Below are 26,013 nucleotides of genomic sequence, written 5' to 3'. Positions count from 1 at the left end.
TCTATATGCCCAAACGGTATCTTAAGAATTTCTATTGGAAAGACTACCTGAATATCACTTTAGGTCTTGCATTATATGCAGTTGGTCTTATTTGTTTCATCCGCCCCGGAGAAATCGTAACCGGAGGACTTGCCGGTATCGGATTGCTGGTCGAATATGCAACAAACGGAAGAATTCCGTTGCAGGAGACCTACTTTGTGGTTAACTGCCTACTGTTGATCGTAGCATTGAAAATACTGGGGTTAAAATTTCTTGTTAAAACCATTTACGGGGTTGTTGTTCTAACCGGTATGATGACCGTTTTGGGAATAATAATGAAAGAGCCTATTATAGAAGGAGAACCACTTCTCTCGGGAGTAATAGGCGGGATGATGTGCGGGAGCGGCATCGGTCTGGTATTCAGTGCAAACGGAAGCACGGGAGGAACCGACATTATAGTTGCCCTCATCAATAAATATAAGAATATAGCTTTCGGACGGGGAATGCTCCTCTGTGACTTTACGATTATCTGCTGCTCCTATTTTGTGTTTCAGGACTTCAATAAGATTGTTTACGGATTGATCGTAATGGGTGTAATGACGTACGCTATTGATATGGTTATAAACGGTTTCCGGCAATCGGTTCAAGTATTGATCATATCCGATAAACACGATATAATAGCTACAGCCATCAATAAAGAGCTTCACCGGGGATGCACAATGCTCGATGGAATGGGATGGTATACTAAAAAGCCAACCAAAGTAATCATGGTTTTGGCAAAGAGAGCCGAATCGGTAGAATTGTTCCGCCTGATTCGCAGCATAGATGAAAAAGCCTTTATTTCGCAGAGTACCGTTAGGGGTGTATACGGCGAAGGCTTTGACAAAATAAGATAAAGGGATATTTTTTCTCATACAACTGAGAGTATAAAGGGATACTCATTCAAATTTACACTATATGGAATTTCAGCCTTATATGATAGTGCAAGGCGTCTTTTTCATTATTATGCTTGTATTCTTTTTTAACGAATACAAATCTATCGGACAGCATTATAATAATAAAAACGACAAGCTTACATTGTATTTAACCTTGATTATCATCTTCATAGGTATCATAGTAAGAAGCATCAATCTTTCCCACTTGAAGGGTGTTAATATTGACGAAGCTTTTCAGGGGTATGATATGTGGTGTTTAGCCAACTTCGGATACGACCAAAATCTACAATCATTTCCTGTATATCTTGAATCATGGGGTGGAGGGATGAGTGCTCTTTATACCTATATCAGCCTTCCTCTTGTTAAGATATTTGGACTGTCGGTCGAAGTAATCAGATTACCAATGTCCATTATTGGCTGCTTTAGCTTGCTATTCTTTTACTGGACACTTCGAAAAACAAATCAGAATACACTACTCATTTTATGCTTCTGTGCTTTATTAGCAATCAGTCCATGGCATATAATGAAAAGCCGATTCTCGATGGATGCCATATTATCATCCGAGATAATGTTATACAGTATATGCTTTTTAATTCTTGCTTATTACGAGGGTAGCTCAAGAAAAAGAATCACATATTATACTTTCGGGTGTTTATTTATGGTACTAACAGCATATTCATATGCTATATCATGGACAGTCCTCCCCTTCTTTTTGCTCTTGACATCATTGTATTTATATAAAACTGGTAAGATAAAAAAGCAATACATTCTTATCAATAGTATCATAATCACGATAGGAGTTCTACCTTTACTATATTTTTGCGGAATACTCTTCTTTGATTTTCCACCCGTGAAAGTAGGTCCTTTTACTATTACAGGCTTAAGCTATCCGCGAACCAATAATTCTATAGCTCTTTTTCTGCATGACAACTTAGCAATTGCAATATTCCAGTCTTTATTAAGTAAGGCTAAGATATTATTACTAGGGACAGATGGAGTATCTATAGAAACATCCATGCCCTTTTTCGGCATATTTTATAATATCATCTCTCTGCCTTTTCTTGTTTATGGAATAATTGAAGCCTACAAAGACAGAAAACCTGTAGTGATTATAATAAGTATTGCTCTTATATCTTCAATAATGACAATAACGATAGGTTCTACAGGAGTCGTAAACTGGACTTTGATATGGATTCCCCTTATTTTCTTAACAGCAAATGGAATATATTACTTCGCCAGTAAATATAAAGAGTGCCAGCCTCTTTTTTTTAGCATGTACGCCATAATATTAGGCCTATTCTTATCTATATATTTTGGTAACAAAACATCGATATCTATTCAATCGTACATGATTGAAAATGAAGTGAAGTTTGCTCAGAATCTCAATCTAAAAAAGATATATTACCCACATGACATAAGTCCATGTATTGTTTTATTTTACAATCCGACTGATCCAAAAACCACTCAATCATATTTAATTACGGACATCAATAAAAACATTAATAAAAATATAAACAGTATTATCATACAAGGACTACCTCCTGAAATTATACCACAATCAGGGAATGGTTATGTTATATCCAATGACATGATCCCCCATATAAATAAAGACTCCTTTAATATTAAGTATGGCAAATATTATTCTGTTTTGTGGAATAAATAAAATATTGATTAATGAATTCTGACATTTACATTATCCAAGGACTATTTATAATACTGGTAAGTATATTCATAACTTATGAGTTAAAAAAGTCGTGGAATGATTCAAAATCAAACAGAAATATATCAATTCTGACTCTATCTGCTTTATTTATAGGCATTATTGTCCGATCCGTAAATCTGGCATATCCACACGGAGTATACGTGGATGAATCAATGGGTGCATATGATTCATGGAGTCTGGCGAACTATGGAGTAGACAGTAACTTAGCATCCTATCCGGTTTACCTGAAATCGTGGGGAACGGGGCAAAGCGCATTATATGCCTATGCAGCTCTTCCATTTATAAAACTGCTAGGACTTAATGCCGAAGCATACAGATTGCCGGCATCACTTATAGGCTGTTTTTCTCTGATCTTTTTTTATTACACATTAAGAAAAACTCAAAAATCGGTAAGCTTGGTTGCAGTATGCACTTTCTTCTTGGCTATAAGTCCTTGGCACATCATGAAATCGAGATTTGGGCTGGATTGTAACATCTGTCCCGATATGATACTGATTGCAGCTTGCTTCTTTCTTTTATATTTACATAGCTGTAATAATAAAAGATTCTGGTTTCTTTTATTCGGGTTTATCTTCCTATACCTTGCTGCTTATGCCTATGGGGTCTCCTGGCTGATGCTGCCTGTATTTTACATCTGCATTATTATATATCTCATTAAATCCAGAAAATCAGATCAAAGAAAAATTATATACACTGCAATATCATCTATTCTTTTACTCATACCTCTAATCCTGTTTGCCGTAGTCCTCTTTTTCAAATTGGATATCATAAAATTAGGGCCCCTCACTATACCCGTACTAAATGAAGGAAGACATAACCACACGATGAATCCTATTGGAGATTTAGACCTTGCAATCATTTATAACTATATAAAATCGGCTGTAAAGATTGTAATATTGGGTAGTGATTACCACTCGGGAGACATCATGAATGCGATATCGCCTTATGGAACGTTTTATAATGCTTTTACTATAATTTTTACCGTTATCGGAATATATTCTGCCTACCGAAAGAAAGGATCGTTAAATACTATCTTCGGATTATGGCTGCTCGCATGTATTCCCATAATAATATTAGTCGCCCCATCCGTCTGGCATTGGAATATACTTTGGTTCCCTCTCATTTATTTTTCCGCATACGGCATTTGGATCGCTATTGAGTATAAAAAGATATTCGCGCTATCTATTCCAATATATATTATTATATTCGGATGTTTCTTAAGATTTTATTTCAACAAAGAAAAAAACAGTCCTTTTTATTCATGGACTTACGAAAACGAAATGAAATTTATAAGGACTCTTAACCCCTCCAAGGTATACTATCCATGGGAGTTCACACAGGGAGAGATTCTGTTCTATAATCCGATCTCACCTTATGTTTTTGCTAATACAAGGATAGACAGAGGAGAAGGAATCAAAATCGCCAAATCTTTTGATAATGCAGTTATCGGGTTACCCAACAATATGGAGCCAACACCCAAAACAGCATACCTGATTCCAAATGTGACATTACAATACATCGACCGGAAGCAATTCAAAATAAAACAAGGGAAATATTATTCCGTTATATGGAATGACTAAAACTAAGAATCAAGCTGTTATAGCGTTCGTTAATACAAATATAAGTAGTATCGAGTATGGACTTTAAACCATATATAATTATTCAGATAATATTTCTGGCTTTTGTGCTGGCATTCATAATTCATGAAATTCGGATAACCGGAGCCAGTTCGTCAAAAGAAAGAAAATTAGCTGTATATACTTTGTTGATTCTTTTTATAGGGATACTTCTTCGCTCTATCAATTTATCATATCCGCATGGGGTATTTGTTGACGAAGCAATGGGGGCTTATGATTCCTGGTCGCTGGCTAACTATGGAGTGGATAGCAATCTTGCCTCCTATCCGGTTTATCTTAAATCGTGGGGAACAGGACAAAGTGCACTGTATGCCTACTTGGCATTACCATTCATTAAACTATTCGGGCTAAATGTAGAAGCATACAGACTACCCATGTCTTTGATCAGCTGTTTAGCCTTAATCGTCCTTTACAAAACTTTAAAGAAATCTCAACAAAGCGGATCTCTTGTATTTTGTATCACAGCATTTCTGGCAATTAATCCCTGGCATATCATAAAAAGCCGCTTTGCAGTAGATTGTAATATATGCCCCGATCTGGTACTTATAGGAATCTGCCTTATAATTCTATCGTTATATACACAACATAGAAAAACAGGACTCACTGTAGCTGGTTTTTCTTTATTAGCTCTCAGTGCTTACGGATACGGAGTAAGCTGGATGGTCTTACCATTCATTTTTATTTGGGGGTTTCTATATCTGTATCGAAAAAAGTATCTAAGCATCAAACAGGAAATAATTGCAGCAAGCATTTCTTTCCTTATTTTATTACCCTTGATACTTTTTGCATTTACGCTGTTCTTCAAATTGGAACAATTTACGATCGGACCAGTTACCATCACTCAATTAAGCGATGGCAGGCACAATGACACTACATTATTCGGATCAGGTCATTTCATACAACAATTCTTATTGTACCTCAAATATGCATACAAGGTAGTTGTATTGGGTGTAGATAATTTAAATGTAAGTTCTCTTCCTGTATCCGGTATTTTCTATAATATAATATCACTACCGTTTCTGATTCTCGGCATATACAAAGGATATAAAGAAAAAAGTGTGGTCAACGATATTTTTCTGATCTGGTTGATATCCTGTCTTCCAATGCTCCTGATCGTAGAACCGACAATTAACCACTGGAACCTATTGTGGTTTCCAGTCATTTATTTTACAGGATACGGAATATTCAAATTTATCGAAATAGGACAGACTAATTTTGTCATTGTCGGCTCTATCTATTCCATTTCGTTTCTATTATTCCTTCGCAATTATTTTGATCGGGAAGTATACAAACCGTTCAATTCTTATACTTTCGAGAAAGAGATTAAATTCACGAAAGATCACCATTTCAACAAAATATTCTATCCTAAAGATTTCACGCACAGTTATACGCTTTTCTATGCACCGGTCAGCCCTTATATATTCGCTAGGACATTCGTTTCGGACGGACGCATGCTATCCACCGGATTGTCGTACGACAATATATCTTTCGGACTTCCCGATATACAACCGATAAGTAAAACGGCATATGTCATCTCTAATCAGCAGTTACCATCTATAGATTTAAACCTATTCCGTATTCAAAAGGGAGAATATTATAGTGTATTATGGAATGACTGAAGTTTTCTTTTTACAAGTAAAAAATGATTTAGGTTGCAGACCTATTTATTACTTTGGCAAGTACAATAGCCGGAGCGCGTTATAACATTAAAATAGATCATTAAATACTTTCATTTACCCAACATGGCAGTAGAACATATTCAAATAGTATTTTTCGTAATTTCCCTCATCTTCATTATCTGGGAAATATTCAAGATAAAAGGAATTTCCGATTCTCAAGATAAAAGGAATTTATACCTGAGCCTGCTGTTTCTTTTAATAGGAGTATTGGTTCGTATAGTTAACCTCGACTATATGGCAGGAGTAAATCCCGACGAAGCAATGGCCGGATACGAGTCATGGTGTCTTGCCAACTACGGAGTAGACAGCCATATGGTATCTTATCCGGTATACATGAAAGTCTGGGGCAGTGGTATGAGTGCATTGTACATATACATGGCTATGCCCTTTGTCAAAATATTCGGGCTGTCGGAAGAAGTGTTTCGCTTGCCGATGTCCTTCTTAGGTGCATTTGCAGTAATGTTCTTCTATTGGACATTACGCAAGACTCAAAAAGATACTTTACTTGTTTGCGTCCTTTCTTCATTCATAGCCATTACTCCCTGGCACATAATGAAAAGCAGATACGGGCTGGATGCAATGGTAGCTCCCGACCTGATATTGATAGGGGTATGCTGTTTTATGCTTGGCTATACATTTTACAGCGGATGGAAACAAACGGCAGCTTACTGTACAGGATTTGCTATACTTGCTATTTCGGCATACGGATACGCAGTATCGTGGGTTGTTTTGCCTATCCTGGTTATTCTTATAATATTGTTCTTATACAAACAGAAGGCAATCACGCCGAAACAAATCGGTACAGGTATAGCGTTGATGTTTATTATAGCATGGCCTTTGATGTATTTCGCAGGAATACTATACTTAGGTTTCGATGAAATGAAAGTCGGAGCAATGACTATTCCCAAACTAGATTTTAACCGGGCAAATGATGCAGGAACCTTTATCCTTGCATCTGATAATATACTCTCCGAGATAAAGAACAGTATTCCGGTTATTTCTAAATTGTTTCTTTTAGGAACAGACGGCATAAGCAACGAAATAGCCATGCCTTATTTCGGGATCTATTATAATATTGTAGCTCTGCCTTTTCTTGCTTACGGGATCTGGTATTTTCTAAAAGAAAAGAGATCCGAAATGTATTTGCTGTTTATCATGTTCGCATCGTCTTGTATTCTGTTGGTACTCGTAGGGGCAAGCCTTGTACACTGGAACCTGTTATGGCTACCCTTGGCAATTTTTACGGGTTACGGAATTTATTATTTCGCTAAGTCTTTCGCACCTTGTAAAGGCTTGTTTTTGTCGATGTTCTCGATCCTTTTCCTTCTCTTTTTGATAAATTATTTCAATTTCAAGACTTTCAAACCGGGCTTTACATACTATGCTCGTATGATTAAAGAAAGTACGCTTTTCGTAAAAGATAAGAAATTCGATAGGATTTATTATCCTCATGACATTGTGCATAGTATTGTTCTATTTTACAACCCGATAAATCCCCGCACATTCGATACGACCGTAAAAAGAGAAGGCGTATCCATACAATTGGCAAACGAATATGCAAATGTGACTTTCGGGCTTCCTGCTGATATTGTACCTAAAAAAGGCACAGCCTATATCGTCTCCAACAAGATGGTTCCCTCGATAAATCTTGAAGGTTTTAAAACAAATACCGATAGCAATTACACCGTTCTCTGGAGCGAGTAAGGTCTTAATACACATTACATGCATATCAATGGTAAGAATATTATTTTGACAGGAGCTTCATCCGGAATAGGATTAGAAGTATTAAAACAACTATCACGTTATGAGGGTGTAAAAATTATAGCCGTAGCACGAAACACCTCTCCTATACCCGAAAAAGAGGGAGTCATATATCCATATTCATGCGATGTAAGCAATAAAGAAGGTGTTGACAAATTGTTTTTGTTTACTGAAACCATCTTCGATAAAGTTGATTTGTTTATCGCCAATGCCGGATTTGCTTATATCGAGAAATTATCGTCTCCCGACTGGGATCATATAGAGCAGATATTCTCTTTGAATACCATCTCTCCTATATATTCCCTCGAAAAACAAATCGAATTTAATAAGACAGGATCAAGTTTTTTTGTCAGTATTTCATCGGCTGTATCTACTGTTGCACTGCCTTATTATTCGTTGTACTGCTCCACAAAAGCTGCAATCAGGCAGTTTATGAAGACATATCGCTTCGAGCAGTCTCAAGGTGTTCATACGATGACCGTTTATCCTGTAGCAACCCGTACCGAGTTTTTCAAAAAAGCCCATAATAATACCTCTCCTCCACTCCCTTTCCCGACCCAAAGCCCGATAACGGTAGCAAAAGCGATAATGAGAGGAATAGAAAAAGATAAAACATCGGTATCACCATCGGCTGTGTTCCGTCTGTTTAATTATGCGGGGAATATCTTTCCTCCGATATTCAGCATATATTCGTTACTGGAAAAGAGGAAATTAGAAAAGAGCGACACAATATAATCCAGTGTTAGTATCTTTGTACAAATCCTAAAGTATCAAAATAGACATCTTGCAAAAAACAGATAACTCATATAAACGGATTATCAAATCGACCGGAATTTTCGGAGGATCCCAACTGATAACAATTCTTATCGGGATCATCCGCAACAAAGTCATAGCCATACTCCTCGGAACAGTCGGAGCCGGACTTATCAGTGTTTACCAATCGATTCTCGATGTTATCAAATCCATATCCGGTTTCGGTATTGAAACCAGCGGAGTACGGGATGTTTCGCAATCCGCCGAAAACGAGGACAAAACCGAGCTATACAGAACAATATCAACCATAGACACATGGTCTTTGATTCTGGCTTTACTTAGTACGGTTATCTGTATTGCCTGTGCTTATCCTGTGAGTATATGGTTATTTGATGACACAACACATACCTATCAGATAGGGGCGTTATCCATCAGTTTATTCTTTATGGTACTCGCCGCAGGACAAACGGTAGTACTGCAAGGACTGCGACAGATATCATATCTGGTAAAATCATCTATTATATGGAATATTGCCGGACTGATTGTGGCTATACCGATGTATGCATATTTTGATCTTAATGGGGTGATTCCCGTATTTATAGCCGTAAGTATAGGGATGTATTGCAGTGCGTATTACTATCGGCGAAAACTGAAAATACCCAAAGTACAATTATCATTCAGTGAAATAAGAACAAGAGGAACAGGAATGCTCCGTCTGGGTTTTTTTGTTGCTCTGGCTGCAATACCAACCACGGCAAGCCTGTTTGTTATCAGGGCTTTTTTGGTTAACAACTCCGGATTGGAAGCGGTTGGATTGTTTCAGGCAGCATCTACAATTACCAATGTTTATCTTTCTCTTATACTGAAATCAATGGGAGCCGATTTTTATCCCCGCTTATGCGGTGTCATCAAAGACAACAGCTCATCATCCCGATTGATCAATGAGCAAACGCATATTGTATTGATACTATGTGCCCCTGCCATACTGGCCTTGCTCTTGTTTTCGAAATTGCTGCTTATTACTCTCTACAGTTACGATTTTATCGGAGCATCGGATGTCCTCAACTGGCAGATAGCCGGCACATTTCTGAAAGTTGTTTCATGGCCCTTAGGATTTATCCTTCTCGCTAAAGGAAAGGGGGCTGTATATTTTTTTACCGAAATGCTATATCTGACAGTATATCTGGGGAGTGCATATCTGATATATCCTCATTTAGGTTTTGAGTCAATCGGTATAGCCTATTTTATCGGATATATCGTATATCTTCCTGTTGTATATATAGCTGGGCGAAAACTGATTGCTTTCGGATGGATAAAAGAAAATTCGCTGCTGGGAATACTCAGTCTTATTATTATCGGTATTGGATTTGCATCTGCTCAATATTACAGCGAATACAGTGTAATAATACTTGTACCTCTATTAATTGTATCTATCATAATATCAGCATTTAGATTCAATAAAATATTACCGCTTAAATCCTTGCCAAACCTGTTAAGAAAGAAAAAGTAATACCGAGCACCAAAGAGTACGAACTTAAAAAAATGAAATTTACGAACAAAGATCACTCTTTACAAGGCATTACAACCTTTGATTAGATAAAACATTGTATTTTTGTCCGAAATAGCAAGTAAGTGACATATGTTCAGACGATACATCTCAGATTCAAATAAATATATTATCCGCATACTTTCCGCATGCGGTATTGCGGCATTTATTACGGCATGCGCCAGTATAGGCTCACCTTCGGGAGGAGACTATGACCTAGATCCGCCCAAAGTCGTACAAGTCACCCCAAATTTCAATGAAACAAATGTAAAGAAAGGCAAAGTCGAAATCATATTTGATGAACTTGTCCAGCTCGAAAAGCCGGAAGAGAAAATAATAATAACTCCTCCCCAAAAGAATTATCCGAATATCAGAGCAATAAACAACAGAGTGCTTGTTGACCTGAAAGATACTCTACAGGAGAATACAACATATACTATTGATTTTACGGATGCAATAGTCGATAATAACGAAAAAAATGTACTCGAAAATTTCGCCGTTTCTTTTTCGACAGGAGATGTTGTCGATAGCCTCGCTATTTCGGGTAAAGTTCTAACAGCCGATAATCTCGAACCTGTATCAGCTATTTATGTAGGTATACATTCCGACTTATCGGATACTGCTTTTACAAAAAAACCTTTCCTTCGTATTTCACGAACTAATGAATTGGGCAGATTCACGATCAAGGGGATCTCTCCGGGTAAATATAAAATATATGCGCTGAATGATATCAACCGCGATTATATGTACAACGATCCGGGGGAAGCAATAGCCTTTCTTAGCGACCTGATCGTCCCATCAAGTGAGGCTGCAAGCCGTCAGGACAGTATATTCGACATAAAACATATATTCGACACAATAAAGACTGTCAATTACACACGATTCTTACCGGACAATATTGTATTGAGATCATTCACCTCAACATTTAAACGTCAGTATCTGCAAAAGGTAGACCGGCCATCGAGTAATATTCTGAATATTTTCTTCGGATCGGCTACTCAAATGCCTAAGATAGAACCTTTGGATATACCGGCAGGCATCAATGAATGGTCTGTATTGGAAAGAACAGCCGGAAATGACACATTAAAATTCTGGATTACCAAGCCTGCGATTGCAGAAATGGATACCATCAATCTGAAAGTTTCTTATTTTGCAACTGATACACTAAACAGGCTGCAACCTGTAACCGACACACTCAGTTTTGTAAACCGGCATAGAAAACAGGAAGAGAAAGAACATGAAAAGCAGGAAAAAGAAAGAGAGAAACGAAAGAAGAAAAACGAAGAAGAAAAAATAGAATTTCTATCAATACAAACCGATATAGCACAAGCATTCGATGTATATAAGGATATAAACGTCGAATTTGAAAGACCGATAGCAGATCTCGAAAAGAAACAGCTGCGCCTACAGGAGTTGGTAGACTCAACATATAAAGATATTGACTTTGTATTGAAGAAAGATACTCTAAACCCTCGAAAGTATAGTTTGCAGCATAAGTGGAAACAGGGCAGTCAATACAAGTTTGCGATAGACTCTGCTGCCATATATAGTTATGACGGTAAATGGAATAATAAATTTGATGCCGGATTTAAGGTAAAAACGGAAGATCAATACGGGATAATTACATTTTACCTGAATAACGTACCCGATAGTATACCTGCCTTTATTGAAATACTCGATAAGTCAGACAAAGTAGTCAGAAAAGAAAAAGTAAAATTACCAAAAACCTCTATTATAAACTTAAATCCGGGTCTGTATTACGCACGTATCATTATAGATACAAACGGAAACGGAAAATGGGATACCGGGGATTATGAGAAAAACCTGCAACCCGAAATGGTATATTATTACGACAAAAGCGTAGATCTTAAAGCATATTGGGAGATGGAAGAAGACTGGGATATAACCCAACTTCCGCTCGACAAGCAGAAACCGCTTGATATCACCAAAAACAAGCCCAAAGATCAGGATAAGAAAAAGAAAGATCTTGAACGGAAAGAAGCCAATGAAAAAAGGCGGAAAAACTCTCAGACCAATTCGACCAATACAACCAACTCGACGAATCGGTATAATAACACAGGAACAACTAACATAAATAATACGTATTAAATAGGTCTGAGACCTTAAGATGCTTATGAAGAAGATTCTTTACTCATTTATCTTACTATTGTCTTTACTGCCCTTACACCATGTTTCGGCGCAATGCAGTATCGACAATAAATATTTTCAGGCAGGAGAACATCTCACTTATGATCTTTACATCAAATTTGCAGCGACCATTAAGGGTGGATACGCAAGCCTGACTACCCAAAATGTAAAATATGCAGGTAAAGATGCATATAAGATGACATTGATCTCTGAATCACAAGGATTCGCACGGAAAATGTTTGAACTTAACGATACTCTTGTCTGCTACACGACAAAAGATATCGTACCTCTCGGTTATACGAAGGATGCCCACGAAGGCGGCGATTATACCAAAGAACGTCTCGGATACTCTTATGCAAACGGAAAGGTAAAAACCCGATCAATCAGACATAAGAATGGTAATTTCAAATTCGATGAAACCATCGAAAACGATGCCTGTACATACGACCTGATGAGTGTTTTATTCTACGCACGTACCCTCGATTACGGTAAAATGAATGATATCACCGAAACTAAAGTACGGTTTATAACCGGAAAATCGAATGTTCATATGCGTATTATCTATAACGGAAAAGAAACAGTAAAAGCCAATGACGGAAACAAATACAACTGTCTGAAGCTGACTCTTTATGTTGCGGATGAAGCTTTTGACAATGGAAAAGAAGCCATGAAAGTGTACATCACAGATGATGATAACCGTATGCCCATAAAACTGGAAACAAAGCTAAAAGTCGGTTCGACCCGTGTTATTCTTAAAAGCTATAAAGGAAATAAACATCCTGTAAATATAGTGAGATGAGATATCAGAGCCCTTTATAATTTATTTATCTATACAGAAAGAGGGTGCAGCTCACTTGTTTACAAAGCGTTCTTTCAGAAATTAGGAAAAAAAGAAATGGTATCATCACCAAAAAGGTAATCTCGGAGTAACCTTTGTTACCTTTTTCATTGCATTGAAAGTTCAGAATCGGATGTTGAGAAGATGCCTATAAAGTAATAAAAGGAAGCATCCGAAAGATGAATATAAAGGCTGTTACTTTTGTAACCTTTTACAGGTTAATCTACTGAAAGATAAGACTCAGCATCATCTGAGCCTTTTATGAAAAGGGTTTATTATCGAGATAAAAAGAAAATAATCCGTATATTTGCCGGATAACATAATAAGTAACAGAAAGCATTTATGTTATATATCAAAGCGTTAACTACGCTGTTGCATTTATACTTACAAAGTTAATAAATAGGTCTGAGACCTTAACAAACAAACAAATAATTACTCAGTATGTCTAAACAATTACTGCCCAATCTGCCTTATCTGGTGGCAGATATCAGTCTTGCCGATTTCGGGAGAAAAGAAATAGAAATAGCAGAACACGAAATGCCGGGATTAATGGCACTTCGCAAAAAATATGGTGCTCAGAAACCGTTGAAAGGTGCAAGAGTTATGGGATCATTGCACATGACTATCCAAACAGCGGTACTTATTGAAACTCTTAAAGACTTAGGAGCTGATGTACGTTGGTGCAGCTGTAACATATTCTCGACACAAGACCATGCCGCAGCGGCTATCGCAGCTTCAGGGATTCCTGTATTTGCATGGAAAGGTGAAACGCTTGAAGAATATTGGTGGTGTACAGAACAAGCATTGAGTTTCCCCGGAGGAAAAGGGCCCAACCTTATCGTTGATGACGGAGGTGATGCAACTCTGCTTATACATTGGGGATTCAAAGCCGAAGAAGATGCGAAAACCATCGACCGTAAAGGCGGAAATCACGAAGAACAGGTAATACTTGACACCCTGAACAGAATATTGAAAGAAGATAACCAAAGATGGCATCGTACAGTAGCCGAATGGAAAGGCGTTTCGGAAGAAACCACAACAGGTGTTCACCGCTTATATCAGATGATGGAGCGCGGCGAACTGCTTATTCCTGCTATCAATGTAAACGACTCTGTTACAAAATCGAAATTCGATAACCTATACGGATGCCGTGAATCTCTTGCCGACGGAATCAAACGTGCGACAGATGTTATGATTGCCGGAAAAGTAGCTGTTGTTGCAGGATACGGTGATGTAGGTAAAGGTTGTGCACACTCAATGCGTTCGTACGGAGCACGTGTGATCGTTACCGAAATAGATCCTATCTGTGCTTTACAAGCTGCAATGGAAGGCTTTGAAGTAACCACAATGGAAGAAGCGGTAAAAGAAGGAAATATATTCGTAACAACTACCGGTAACAAAGATATCATTACTATCGATCATTTGAAAGCAATGAAAGATCAGGCTATCGTATGTAATATAGGTCACTTCGATAACGAAATACAGGTTGAGAAGCTGGTAACTTTCGCCGGTATAAAACATACAAATATCAAACCTCAGGTAGATAAATATACTTTCCCTAGAGGTAATTCTATATTCCTGCTAGCTGAAGGACGACTTGTGAATTTAGGTTGTGCAACTGGTCACCCATCATTCGTGATGAGTAATTCATTTACAAATCAGACTTTAGCTCAGATCGAATTGTGGCAGAAAGATTATGCTGTAGACGTGTACCGCCTGCCTAAGCATCTTGACGAAGAAGTGGCACGACTTCACCTCGAACAAATCGGTGTAAAACTTACAAAACTCTCAAAAGAGCAAGCCGATTATCTAGGTGTACCGCAAGAAGGTCCATTCAAGCCTGAGCATTACAGATATTAAGGTATATAGTACCTTATAGATACAAAGAGGGGTTGTCTGATATTAGATTATAGGCAACCCCTTTATTTTTTAGAAGAAACAACAACACTCAATGCTAAGAATAATCTGCCTGATCTTTCTTTTATCCCTTGCGTCTTTCTACATACATGCGCAAACCGACAGCACATACATAAGTTCTTACGGTGATGTGTTTTCTGTAAGGGCATATTTTGCCAAAGACGTGCTCAATCTCATAATGGATTCGGATGACAGACCCGAAGAATCAGGATCTTATGTACCAAACAACCCACCCAAACTGGGTCTGGGCTTTTCTATAAATAACACGATCATAAGTTTAAGCTATGGCCGGAGCTTTAACTTTATGAAAGACAAACAAGAAGCAAAACAAAATCGTTTGACTTTCAGCTTCACAATTACAGCCGGAAACTGGCATTCGACTTGTATCTTCAAAGATATAAGGGATTTGACTGGGAAGATGATAAGGGGAAGAATATAAGAAACTGTACTGATCTAAAAGTAAGCCAGTACGGAGCTAGCCTGCAATATATATTCAACAACCGTAAATTTTCTTACAAAGCCGCATTTGTTCACAATGAGAGACAGCTCAAATCTGCAGGAACATTTCTGGCAGGCATAAGTCTATACAAAAGCAAAATAGAATCAGACAGTTCATTTACTTATACCGATAAGCACTCATTCGATAATATCCAGTTCGGTATTAGCGGAGGATATGCCTACACGTGGATTATGAGACGTCATTGGTATGCCACCGGAGCCATCACAGCCGGAGTAGGTCTAGGATACGAGAAACTGGATAATATAGGAAAGCAAAACTAGAGGTTTCACCTACTGCCACATCCAGAATAGCTGTAGGATATAACCATGATTCGTGGGCATTCGGAGCTTATTATGTAGGAAATGTGGTATTCCCATCAATGCTTAATGATCGAAGTATAGGTATTCATTCGGGACAAGTACAACTTTTTGCAATAAAGCGATTCTATAAAATACCTTTTTTACGGAAATAAGGTCTCATACCCTATTTTTAACGTTGCAAGCACAAATCATTCCTGAGATATACTTTAAAGACTTAATATGAGCAACATGTTGAAATCCGATATAAATACTTAATTTTGCCATATAGTAGTACGCTATATGATGACAGAAGTTTTATTGATCCTGCTTATTTTATTTATGGCTGCAGCCGTAATACTCTTTCTCTTGCTCCAAAAATCAAGAAGACAAGAGAAATTACTGGAAACCCGCCTAAGTACAATCCGAGAGAACAATTCGAATATGTACCCCGAAACGATAGCAACGGTTCTGAATCCTCATCTATTCAAGAATATACTAAACTCGGTACAATCTCATGCATACCAGACATACTTTGCTTTAGATAAACTCGCAAATATTCTTGATTACATTCTATATGAGAGTAAAAACAAATACGTGACTCCTCAGGAGGAAATAGACTTTGCCAAAGATCTGATAGAGGTAAACCGGATCAAGCTCAGTCCATTGTTCGAATTGACCGTAAAAACAAAAATAGACGAGACCTCGGCATTATACAGGCAGCGTGTACTAGCTCCGCTTATAAGCATCGACCTGATTGAAAATGCCTTTAAACATGCCGATCTCCAAAGCAAGGGTTCGTATATTTCAATTGTATTCGGGTTTAAAGATAATATATTCAGCCTCACTGTTTCAAATAAAATATCACCCCGAAACAATCTTAAAAAAGAGAAAAGCGGTATCGGGAACATAACCTTCGACCAACGATTAAATATGCTCTACAAGGGCTGTTATGAATTGGAACGCATCATTGATGACGATGCATATATTGCCCACTTAAAAATTGATCTGAATGGATTCAAAACTTCGATGCCTCATCCTTGAGGATGAATTACCAGGACTAGCTTATCTGAAAATGCTTTGCCAGCAGTTTCCGGAAGTAGAGGTTGTCAAAGCTTTTGATGATCCGAAAGCGTTTCTGAATGAAATAGGACAGCTGCAATTCGACGCTTGTATTCTTGATATCGAAATGGGAGAAATGAATGGATTACAGATCGCTAATATATTAAAGGACAAAGCAATCATATTTGTAACAGCATATAAAGAATATGCAGCAGAAGCATTCGACCTGAATGCTATCGACTACGTTCGTAAGCCGATACAGAGAGACAGGCTTAAGCAAGCCATAGACAAAGCAATCAAATATCTGGAAAAGCCGGGAACAACAAAAGCATTCACCCAACTGAACAGTGAAAAAGGAAAAGTCCTTCTCTATTTCGACCAGATAGATTACATAACTATAGCAGCTTTAGACAGCAGAGACAAAATTGTGTACCTGAAAGACGGAAAAAATCTGACCCTGAAAAATATCTCATTCGATAAGCTGATAAGTCTTCTTCCCTCCAAGCGTTTTTGCCGTATCAATAAAAGGGAGATAATAGCCTTACGCACGATACAATATTTCTCCTATGATGAGATAATATCCGACATTATTCATAACGATAATACAATCCGGTTTTCACTATCCGAAGTATATCGGGATGATTTTATCTATAAGGTAGAAAACTCAGGTAAATAAGTAAACGAAAGTATTTAATGATACATTTTCAAGTCATAACAGACTCTGGTTGTTAATAAGGCTGCGACCTTAATTTCATTACAAAATACCAAGGTTTCATTACATTTTATGCAGCTTTTATTGCTAAACCGACTCAGAAACTATTTATATCTCTAATTTTAGGGTTTCAGACCCTTTTACACTTGTTTACGACTTATGAAAAAACTAAGAGATATACTATTCTATGTAATTACAATCGGTGGTTTTTCTATCCTTATTTACTGGATAATATTTAGTGGAAAATCGTTAGAAGAAGGACGCGGAATTGTTTCGAACATTTCAGAGAGAACTCCTCTCGAAGAGTTTTTCAATTCTTTGATTGATAACTTACATCACTCCATCGGACTTCTTGTTCTTCAGATTATCGCAATTATTATTGTATCACGCCTGTTTGGCTGGATATTTAAAAAGATCGGACAACCAATGGTTATTGGTGAAATCCTGGCTGGTATTGTTCTCGGACCATCTTTGTTAGGTTTATACTTCCCTGATGTGTCGAATTTCATTTTCCCGACTCAATCCCTCGGTAATTTGAGTATTTTGAGCCAAATAGGACTTATACTATTCATGTTCGTTATAGGAATGGAACTAAATCTGAAAGTATTGAAAACTAAAGCTCACGAAGCTGTAGTCATCAGTCATGCCAGTATCATTATCCCTTTTGCGTTAGGAGTCGGACTAGCTTACCTGATATACAAAGCCCATGCTCCCGAACATGTCGAATTTTCGTCATTTGCACTCTTTATAGGTATATCTATGAGCATAACAGCCTTTCCGGTACTGGCGCGTATCATACAGGAAAGAGGTATCCATAAAACAAAACTCGGAGCGATAGTAATTACTTGTGCTGCTGCCGATGATATTACCGCTTGGTGTCTGCTTGCTGTAGTAATAGCAATAGTGAAAGCCGGATCAGTTCTAAGCTCTCTCTATACAATAGTATTAGCTATAGCCTATGTCATATTCATGGTAAAGCTTGTACGCCCGTTTTTACGCAGAGTCGGCGAATTGTATCAGTCGGATAAAAACCTGAGTAAATCGCTTGTAGCTCTCTTCTTCCTTGTATTGCTTATATCTTCCTTTATTACCGAAACAATAGGGATCCATGCTCTTTTCGGAGCATTTATGGCAGGCGTAATGATGCCCGCCAATATACGGTTTAGAAGTATGTTTACCGAAAAGATAGAAGATGTTGCATTAGTTCTTTTCCTTCCTCTATTCTTTGTGATCAGCGGATTGCGTACAGAAATCGGATTGATTAACGATCCCGAACTTTGGAAAATCACAGGCTTGATCATTCTTGTGGCTGTTGTGGGAAAGTTTGCAGGAAGTGCCATCGCAGCCAGATTTGTCGGTCAAAACTGGAAAGACAGTCTTACCATAGGCACGCTAATGAATACCCGAGGATTGATGGAGCTGGTTGTTCTTAATATCGGGTACGATCTGGGAGTACTCAATGCCGAGATATTTGCAATGATGGTGATCATGGCTCTTGTCACTACATTTATGACAGGCCCCTCACTGAATATTATCAACAAAATATTCAAGAAAGATGAAGAAGCAGCCAACGAAAAAATGTACGATCTGGCAAGGTACAAGCTGCTCTTATTCTTCAAAAATCCCGAAAAAGGGAGAGCTTTGGTCAGATTGGCAAATAGCCTGACCAGACGTGTTGACGATAATACTTCAATAACAGCTATTCATCTTACATCTCCTCAAGGATTACACCAGATAGATGCCGATGTATACGAAAAAGAAGCATTCTCCCCCTTAATTGATGAGGCTCAATCACTAAACCGCAAAATCATTTCACTATTCAAAATAACAACAGACATCGGGGATAATGTAGTAAATGTAGCCAATAAAGGAGACTATGACCTGTTGCTGATGAACCTTGAAGAATCAATTTTTGAAGGAACAGTATTGGGTCGGGTTCTGGGATTTACTACTCAGATATTTAATCCCGAAAAACTAATCAATACAGTTACAGGCAAAGAAAAACTGATAGAAAGCAATCTTATAGATAATAACACCCGCCTGATCTTATCTAAAAGCAGAATTCCCGTAGGTATACTTATAGATAAAGATCTATCGAGTACAGATAACATTTTCATCCCTATTTTCAACGAAAAAGATGAATTCCTGATTACTTATGCACAGAAATTTATACACAATGCAGGAGCTCAGATTTCGATACTAGACCAATCCGGAAAAAGTAACAATGCAATAAAAGAGCGGATCCGGCTGATAGAACATAATGCACCAAACCATATCCGTAATATCAGTATGGATTATGTCAGTGAAGATTTCATGAGTAAGCAAAACCTGATAATTGTAAGTCTAGACAGCTGCGAAAATCTCTTCTTACTGCGTAAGGAATGGATTGGCAAAACAACGTCCGTTCTTATCTGTTCTGACGATAAAACTCATCAATCTTAAAAACAAAACTGGACAGTCGGTTTTATTTAAAAAAGATCTATACTTCAGATGCTTACATTTGCTTTTGATACTCACTTGGAGTCATTCCAAATTCAGTTTTAAAGCAGGATGTGAAATATTTAGGATCGGAAAAGCCGACTGAATATGCAATTTCGGCTATCGAAATCGATTTATCTTTCAACATATTGCAGGCATGTTTCAGGCGAATATTGCGGATAAACTCTATGGGAGACAATCCTGTCATTGACTTGATTTTCCGATACAAAGATGATTTCGACATATGCAGATGTTCCGCAAAAGTATTTATATCGAATTCTGTTTCGGATAAGTATTCTTCAATTAGTTTTACCGCACTATTCAGAAACTGTTCATCTGCCGAAGGGTATTCGAGAGAAGATATATTGATTTCGACATTCGATTTGAATTCTTGCTGCTTACTTTCTTTATTACTCACCAGATTGTTGATACGGGCTTCAAGCACTTTTATTTCGAACGGTTTCGACATGTATCCGTCTGCTCCGGCATTATAACATTCGATGCGGTCTTCGGCACTGTTTTTTGCTGTCAATAATAAGATGGATATATGGCTTGTCTCAATATTTGATTTCACTTCTCGGCACAATTCAAATCCATCCATTTCCGGCATCATCACATCGCTGATAATAATATCGATATTATTATTTCGCAGCTTTACCAGAGCTTCTTTACCATTGGCTGCGGTAATTACATTATATTGTTTCGATAAAATATTCCGTATCAGTACTAAGAGCTCTTCATTGTCTTCAACCAGAAGTATTGTTACCCGATCCACCCCTTCAGTTTGTTGTCCTTCTGAAAACTGGGGCTCTTCATTGTGACGGAAAGAGCTCTCTTCACTAAATATAATATCGGGAGTATTTACAATATCTGTTTCGGTATAACTTTCTTTATCAACAGGAATAACCACTGTAAATACTGTACCTATATCTACCGAGCTACTCACAGCAATAGTTCCATGATGCAGTTCCACCAAATCTTTTGTTAAGGATAAACCTATGCCGTTAGTCTCACCTCTAGCTCTTTGGCTGTCTGTATAAAACCTTGTAAATACATCTTTGAGATGATTTTCAGCAATACCTATACCTGTATCCGAGACATTCAACGTCAGATAATTGTGTCGGTTTCGGGTTGATAACGATATATCAACAGAGATGGCACCATCAACAGGGGTATATTTAAATGCATTTGATAAGAGATTAAATACAATCTTATCTATTTTATCAGGATCGAAATAAGCATTGATATCCGACACTTCGGAGGTAAACGAAAAGTTGATATTGTTCTTTTTAATTAAGGGGGCAAAATGTGTATAACAGATGTCTTTAATAAAAATGATAATGTTACCATTAGTCACTTTTAATTTCATATTACCACTTTCCATTTTTCTAAAATCAAGAACCTGTTGAAGCAAACGCTTCAAACGACTTACATTCGAACGCATTGTCTCATACTGAGGAACTTTTGTTTTTGACGTTGTTTCCAGATCGTCAATCAGACATGAAATAATTGTGAGGGGCGTAAGGAAATCATGCGATATATTTGTAAAATAACGAAGTTTGGTCTGCGTCAACTCTTCTGTCTTTTCTTTCTCGATCTGTGTGATTTTCAGCTTATTCCTCAGCCTGATTCTGTTTGTTGCAATCCGCAAAGCCAAATACATAAACACAATCACAATCACTGCATAAAAGGTATATGCCCACCATGTTTCATAAAAAGCCGGCAGCTTATATATGATAAGTTCGGTAACCTGATCACTCCACAAGCCATTCTCATCTGTAGATTTAATCATCAAGATATATTTACCTTTACTCAACTGGTTATATGTGGCAAATTGCCTATTACTATCTGTATAAATCCAGTCCTCATCAATCCCTTCCAATTTGTAGGCATATCTGATTTTTGAAGGATAAGTATAGTTAAGTGACGAGAAATCTATTTCTATATTTTTATCATTCGGATCTAAAGTCAAGGTTTGTTTATCCAGATCAAACTTATTATTTGCATTCTGATAAAAAATAGATTGATTCTGAATTTTAATATCTGTCACAAGTACTTTCTCAGAACCGGGCTGAGCCGATAAATTTTCGGATGGGCTAAATGCCGCAAAACCTTTATTTCCGCCAAAATATATAACCCCGTCGTTGTTGACAAACACCGAATTTTTGTGAAAATAGTTGACTGACAACCCGTCTGTACTTTTATAATTCCGGTAGGCTTTATTTTCAGGATTAAACTCCGTCACATAGCGACTCGTCAGAATCCAAACATGGGACATCCTATCTACAATAATATTAAGAATAGGGTCTCCTGTCATACCACAACTCCGTGTGTAATCGTCTATTTTATCAGTTATGGTATTATAAACTTCAATAGTTCCGTTTTTAGACCCGATCCAGATTCTTCCTGACTGATCGGCACAGACCGATTGTATATTATCACTGGATAAGCCGTTCCATCCTTTTCTGAAATTGAATAATTTCAGATTATCAATAGAAGTGTTATGTTTAATCGGGATATTGTATAACCCCGATTTGCTGGTACTTATCCATATAGTTCCATTATTGTCTTCGGTAATACCCGTCACATTTCCCAATGTATCGCTGATCAGATGAAGTTCTTCTTCATTGTATTTCTTCATGAAGACACCCGTAGATGTACCCAGCCATGTATTATTTTTGGCATCATTAAAGAATATCAAAGGCAGTCCGGGACTTTTTGTATATTTCGTTAAATCTATTTTACCACTTAATGATATATTATTACCGTTCTTTTTGAGCCGGTATATAAAAGGGGCTTTCTCGGCTCCCACCCAAACTTCGTCTGTAGAAGGAGGGGCTGAAATACAATTAATCAACCGAAGATCTGACTGATCTCTCAAATCCGAATATTCTGTATAATAATTAAATTGATTGGATTCGGGATTGAAAGTTCCTAAGCCTACCCTATTCTGAAACAGCCAGAACAGCCCTGTTTTATCCTGAAAAAGAACTTTTATATTGGATGCGATACCAAATCGCTGCTTAACATTGTCGAGTGAATAATTTTTGATTGAAGGCTTGTCGAAATTTATGGTAATAGTTCCTTCGCTATAAGTACCAATCCAGATATTGCCTTTTCGGTCTGTAACCAATTCGCTGAATATATTATTCGATTCCCTGAAAAGAGGAGATACATTAACCTCTTCAAGTACCGGATCGGATACATCCGTGTATTTAAATGCATGCACCCCCGAAAAAGACATCACCCAGATATAGCCCTGCTGATGATCCTGGGTTATACTGAAAAATGTTTTCTGAGGTTGATTATCTTCTGTGTTATTTACTTTCTGCGAGACATACATCTCATCTTCATTTTTATTGGGTCTGAAACTAAACAATCCATCGCCCCATGTACATATCCAATAATGTTTGTTGGAGTCCTGAAACATACGGAATGGACTGTTGGTTGAGCCTATTTTAGGATACTTGATCAGAGTTGAATTTTCTTTATCGTACTTAAACAAGCCCGGTCCCCACCCCAGTACCCAGATATTTTCGTATGAGTCCTGATATATCTGGTTTATGGAGAGATTCGGAAAATCATCGAACCGCTTTATAAGAGTCCGGTCTTTGGTATAATGATATAGATACCTGTCTGTACCGATCCATATAGATTTATCGGAAGCCACTAATATCGATTTTATTGGCTGTGATTGTATTTCTTTATCTGCAAAAGGCGTTACAATATAGGTTTGCTTATCTAAAAGATTTATTCCTTCTTCGGTTCCTATCCAGATATATTTGTCATCTTCGGTAATACTTGATATCTGATTATTCGATAATAGATGAGAGCGGTTAAAATCGGTTCTGAATACAAGAATTCTGTAGCCATCATACCGGCATATGCCATCCATCGTCCCAAGCCATATATATCCTGCCCGATCCTGATATACCCTCAGCACCGAATAAGACGAATACTGATCTAACTGGGGTATAGAATTCATCGTTACTTTTTGCGCTGCTACATTTGTCAATAAAAATGTAAGCAGGCTGCATGTAATGAGATAACGGAGTATTTTATTTTTCATTTCAGAAGACATATTAAGGTCTCAGACCGATTTATTAACTTAGCAAACATAACAGCATGAGCTGGTTATCGTCTTAAAACACCTCATTAAACACTTGCTGTTACTTATCCTATAAAGATAGATGTATATATCAAAGATAAAAAATACCTCTAAGAGTTTTATCTCCAGAGGTATTTTTTAAATCAATATACCTGATTAAGGTCTCAGACCTTTCTGCTGATTTTACAAGCATGACAGCAAGATCTGGTTATCGCTTTAAGATACATTATTAAATGCTTTCTTTCAATCAATATCCGGTATTCTGTTCAAGAACAGCATCCTTATTTAATTGGATTTCTGTTAATGGTATAGGTAACAATGTATTATAATCTTTAAATCCGACTATAATTTTATTATCCGGAGATGCATCACCATTCTTCAGAATACGACTTGACAAAGTATTGGTTCTTATTAAGGTCATACGGCGGTTTTCTTCGGCTATAAGTTCCCGGGCCCGCTCATCCAAAATAAAATCGATATTAATATCAGAAGCACTTACCTTCCCATATGACGGATTGCTTATTTCGGTACGATATGCTTTGAACGCCCGATCTCTTATCACATTTATATCTTCTGCTGCACCTGTCAGGTTATTTTGCCTGAAACGAGCTTCAGCTCTAAGCAGATATGTTTCGGAATAACGCATTACCGGCCAATCTTTCACTACGGCATATCCAAAGTCATCATTAGGATCATACCCTCCCCATTTCGTTGGATGCGGATAATAGAATCCAAGTGAATCTCCTGCTGCCGGAACCACTTTATCTCCTGTTTTAACAACAATATCCTTTACTCCTTTACCGGCGGTAACCTTAAACCCGTTGGCATCAATACCTATCGTTGTATGGAAACCGGGTTTATTATAATACATTGTACGTCGGATATTATAGTTAGAGTTTCGTATATCTCCTTTTTGGAATAAGTGATATTTAGTAAAATTACTTAAACGCAAACGTCCGATACCACGTCCGCCCAAAGAATCGGCATTAACCATACCATCTATATTGTAATACCCGGGAACCCATACACGGCGATGTTGCGGATTATCAATAGTACCACCGTTTACATCACGGTTGTATTCCATTTCGAAAGTCCATATCCCTTCGGTATTTCCCTCCGAACGGCGTTGATTTCCAAATCTGAACATATCCCTGTAAGAGTCACCTCCTTCAGCTAGGTATTTTCCATAACGGGCATCGATCAGCTTATACTTCCCTTCGCTAATGATCAAGGTCAAGGCATCTTCAGCTTTCTTAAAGAATGATGCATCACGCATACCCATACGAAGATAAGCTTCTCCAGCCAACTGACGTGCAAAGTCTTTTGTCGCACGGCTCTCCTTTCTGTTCGAAGTATCTACGTTAGGCAAATAAGTCATCGCATATTGTAAATCGGCATCAATTACCTCATCAACTTTATCAACAGTCTCACGAACGTAGTCTGTCCTTGGATTTGCACCATCATATTTTGTAACCAAAGGTACACCTCCCCATAGAGTAACTAACATATTGTAAGCATAAGCTCTAAAAAATTTAGCTTCAGCTACAGCAGCTTTATCTCCGTTCTCTCCCTGAGAATCGATAATAAGATTGGCACTATTGATAATCTCATACAATTTTTCCCACAAGAAACTAACGCCTGCATTTTCCGAATTAAGATTCGGATAATTATAGAAGCCGACTTCTACACCCTGTGTCTGCCCGGGTGAACAGACATCTGTTCCAACCTGAAAGCAACTCAAGAAACCTTGTTGGCCGGACATCCCCCAAATTGCAGCATACTGACGATACAGCCCTACAACTTTAGATTCTACGTCATTGACCGAAGGATCAAAATTTGAATACATTTTCTCATCAAGAAAACTATCGCTGCACGATATCGATCCTAATGTGACAAGTGATACTGCGAATGTTTTTAATATTATATTTTTTATTTTCATAAC

15 protein-coding genes and 1 pseudogene are annotated in these 26,013 nt (G+C 37.6%); 14 read left to right on the top strand and 2 right to left on the bottom strand.

All coding sequences use genetic code 11. From position 1 onward, the window contains the following. Nucleotides 1-5: 5 nt before the first annotated feature. From K322_RS0105435 to K322_RS0105365, 14 genes and pseudogenes are all read left to right on the top strand, one after another. Nucleotides 6-875, top strand: a complete 870-nt coding sequence (locus K322_RS0105435) for a YitT family protein (RefSeq protein ID WP_026625972.1) — start codon at nt 6-8, stop codon at nt 873-875. Nucleotides 876-936: 61 nt separating this feature from the next. Next, nucleotides 937-2,577 (top strand): hypothetical protein, encoded by a 1,641-nt coding sequence (locus K322_RS0105430; RefSeq protein WP_026625971.1) that lies wholly within the window; start codon nt 937-939, stop codon nt 2,575-2,577. 11 nt (nt 2,578-2,588) lie between these two features. Further along, on the top strand, nt 2,589-4,217 hold the full coding sequence (locus tag K322_RS0105425; RefSeq protein ID WP_026625970.1) for an ArnT family glycosyltransferase: 1,629 nt from the start codon (nt 2,589-2,591) through the stop codon (nt 4,215-4,217). Nucleotides 4,218-4,273: 56 nt separating this feature from the next. Further along, on the top strand, nt 4,274-5,893 hold the full coding sequence (locus tag K322_RS0105420; protein ID WP_026625969.1) for a hypothetical protein: 1,620 nt from the start codon (nt 4,274-4,276) through the stop codon (nt 5,891-5,893). Between the two features lie 123 nt (nt 5,894-6,016). Then, complete coding sequence (locus tag K322_RS0105415) at nt 6,017-7,657, top strand: hypothetical protein (protein ID WP_026625968.1); 1,641 nt, start codon at nt 6,017-6,019, stop codon at nt 7,655-7,657. An 18-nt stretch (nt 7,658-7,675) separates the two neighbouring features. Continuing rightward, on the top strand, nt 7,676-8,449 hold the full coding sequence (locus K322_RS0105410; protein ID WP_026625967.1) for an SDR family NAD(P)-dependent oxidoreductase: 774 nt from the start codon (nt 7,676-7,678) through the stop codon (nt 8,447-8,449). A gap of 49 nt (nt 8,450-8,498) precedes the next feature. Beyond that, nucleotides 8,499-9,977 (top strand): O-antigen translocase, encoded by a 1,479-nt coding sequence (locus K322_RS0105405; RefSeq protein WP_026625966.1) that lies wholly within the window; start codon nt 8,499-8,501, stop codon nt 9,975-9,977. A 129-nt stretch (nt 9,978-10,106) separates the two neighbouring features. Next, entirely contained in the window at nt 10,107-12,122 is a 2,016-nt protein-coding gene (locus tag K322_RS18660; protein WP_051290654.1) for an Ig-like domain-containing protein, read from the top strand. 25 nt (nt 12,123-12,147) lie between these two features. Then, nucleotides 12,148-12,960 carry a DUF3108 domain-containing protein gene (locus tag K322_RS0105395; protein ID WP_246037483.1) on the top strand — a complete coding sequence of 271 codons (813 nt, stop codon included), beginning with the start codon at nt 12,148-12,150 and terminating at the stop codon, nt 12,958-12,960. A gap of 480 nt (nt 12,961-13,440) precedes the next feature. Beyond that, the gene (gene ahcY / locus K322_RS0105390) at nt 13,441-14,859 is read left to right on the top strand and encodes an adenosylhomocysteinase (RefSeq protein ID WP_026625964.1); all 1,419 of its coding nucleotides are present in this window, start codon (nt 13,441-13,443) and stop codon (nt 14,857-14,859) included. Between the two features lie 91 nt (nt 14,860-14,950). Continuing rightward, nucleotides 14,951-15,696: pseudogene (locus K322_RS21330) on the top strand (DUF4421 family protein). Nucleotides 15,697-16,014: 318 nt separating this feature from the next. After that, nucleotides 16,015-16,755, top strand: a complete 741-nt coding sequence (locus tag K322_RS0105375) for a histidine kinase (RefSeq protein WP_026625961.1) — start codon at nt 16,015-16,017, stop codon at nt 16,753-16,755. Next, a complete protein-coding gene (locus tag K322_RS0105370) occupies nt 16,724-17,449 on the top strand; it encodes a LytR/AlgR family response regulator transcription factor (RefSeq protein WP_026625960.1) in 726 nt (241 codons plus the stop codon). Before K322_RS0105375 ends, K322_RS0105370 begins: the two co-directional genes overlap by 32 nt. A 195-nt stretch (nt 17,450-17,644) precedes the next feature. Then, complete coding sequence (locus K322_RS0105365; protein ID WP_026625959.1) at nt 17,645-19,927, top strand: cation:proton antiporter; 2,283 nt, start codon at nt 17,645-17,647, stop codon at nt 19,925-19,927. Nucleotides 19,928-19,979: 52 nt separating this feature from the next. On the opposite strand, the gene K322_RS0105360 is transcribed toward K322_RS0105365, so the two are convergent. Both K322_RS0105360 and K322_RS0105355 read right to left on the bottom strand, forming a co-directional pair. After that, the gene (locus tag K322_RS0105360) at nt 19,980-24,032 is read right to left on the bottom strand and encodes a hybrid sensor histidine kinase/response regulator transcription factor (RefSeq protein WP_026625958.1); all 4,053 of its coding nucleotides are present in this window, start codon (nt 24,030-24,032) and stop codon (nt 19,980-19,982) included. A 286-nt stretch (nt 24,033-24,318) separates the two neighbouring features. Next, nucleotides 24,319-26,010 (bottom strand): RagB/SusD family nutrient uptake outer membrane protein, encoded by a 1,692-nt coding sequence (locus tag K322_RS0105355; RefSeq protein ID WP_026625957.1) that lies wholly within the window; start codon nt 26,008-26,010, stop codon nt 24,319-24,321. Between the last annotated feature and the right edge of the window lie 3 nt (nt 26,011-26,013).

Source organism: Indolivaga capnocytophagoides DSM 22835 (assembly GCF_000426485.1).
Lineage (GTDB): Bacteria > Bacteroidota > Bacteroidia > Bacteroidales > Dysgonomonadaceae > Dysgonomonas_A > Dysgonomonas_A capnocytophagoides.
Note: the sequence above shows the minus strand (reverse complement) of the source record. Positions and strands in the feature narration are given on the sequence as shown.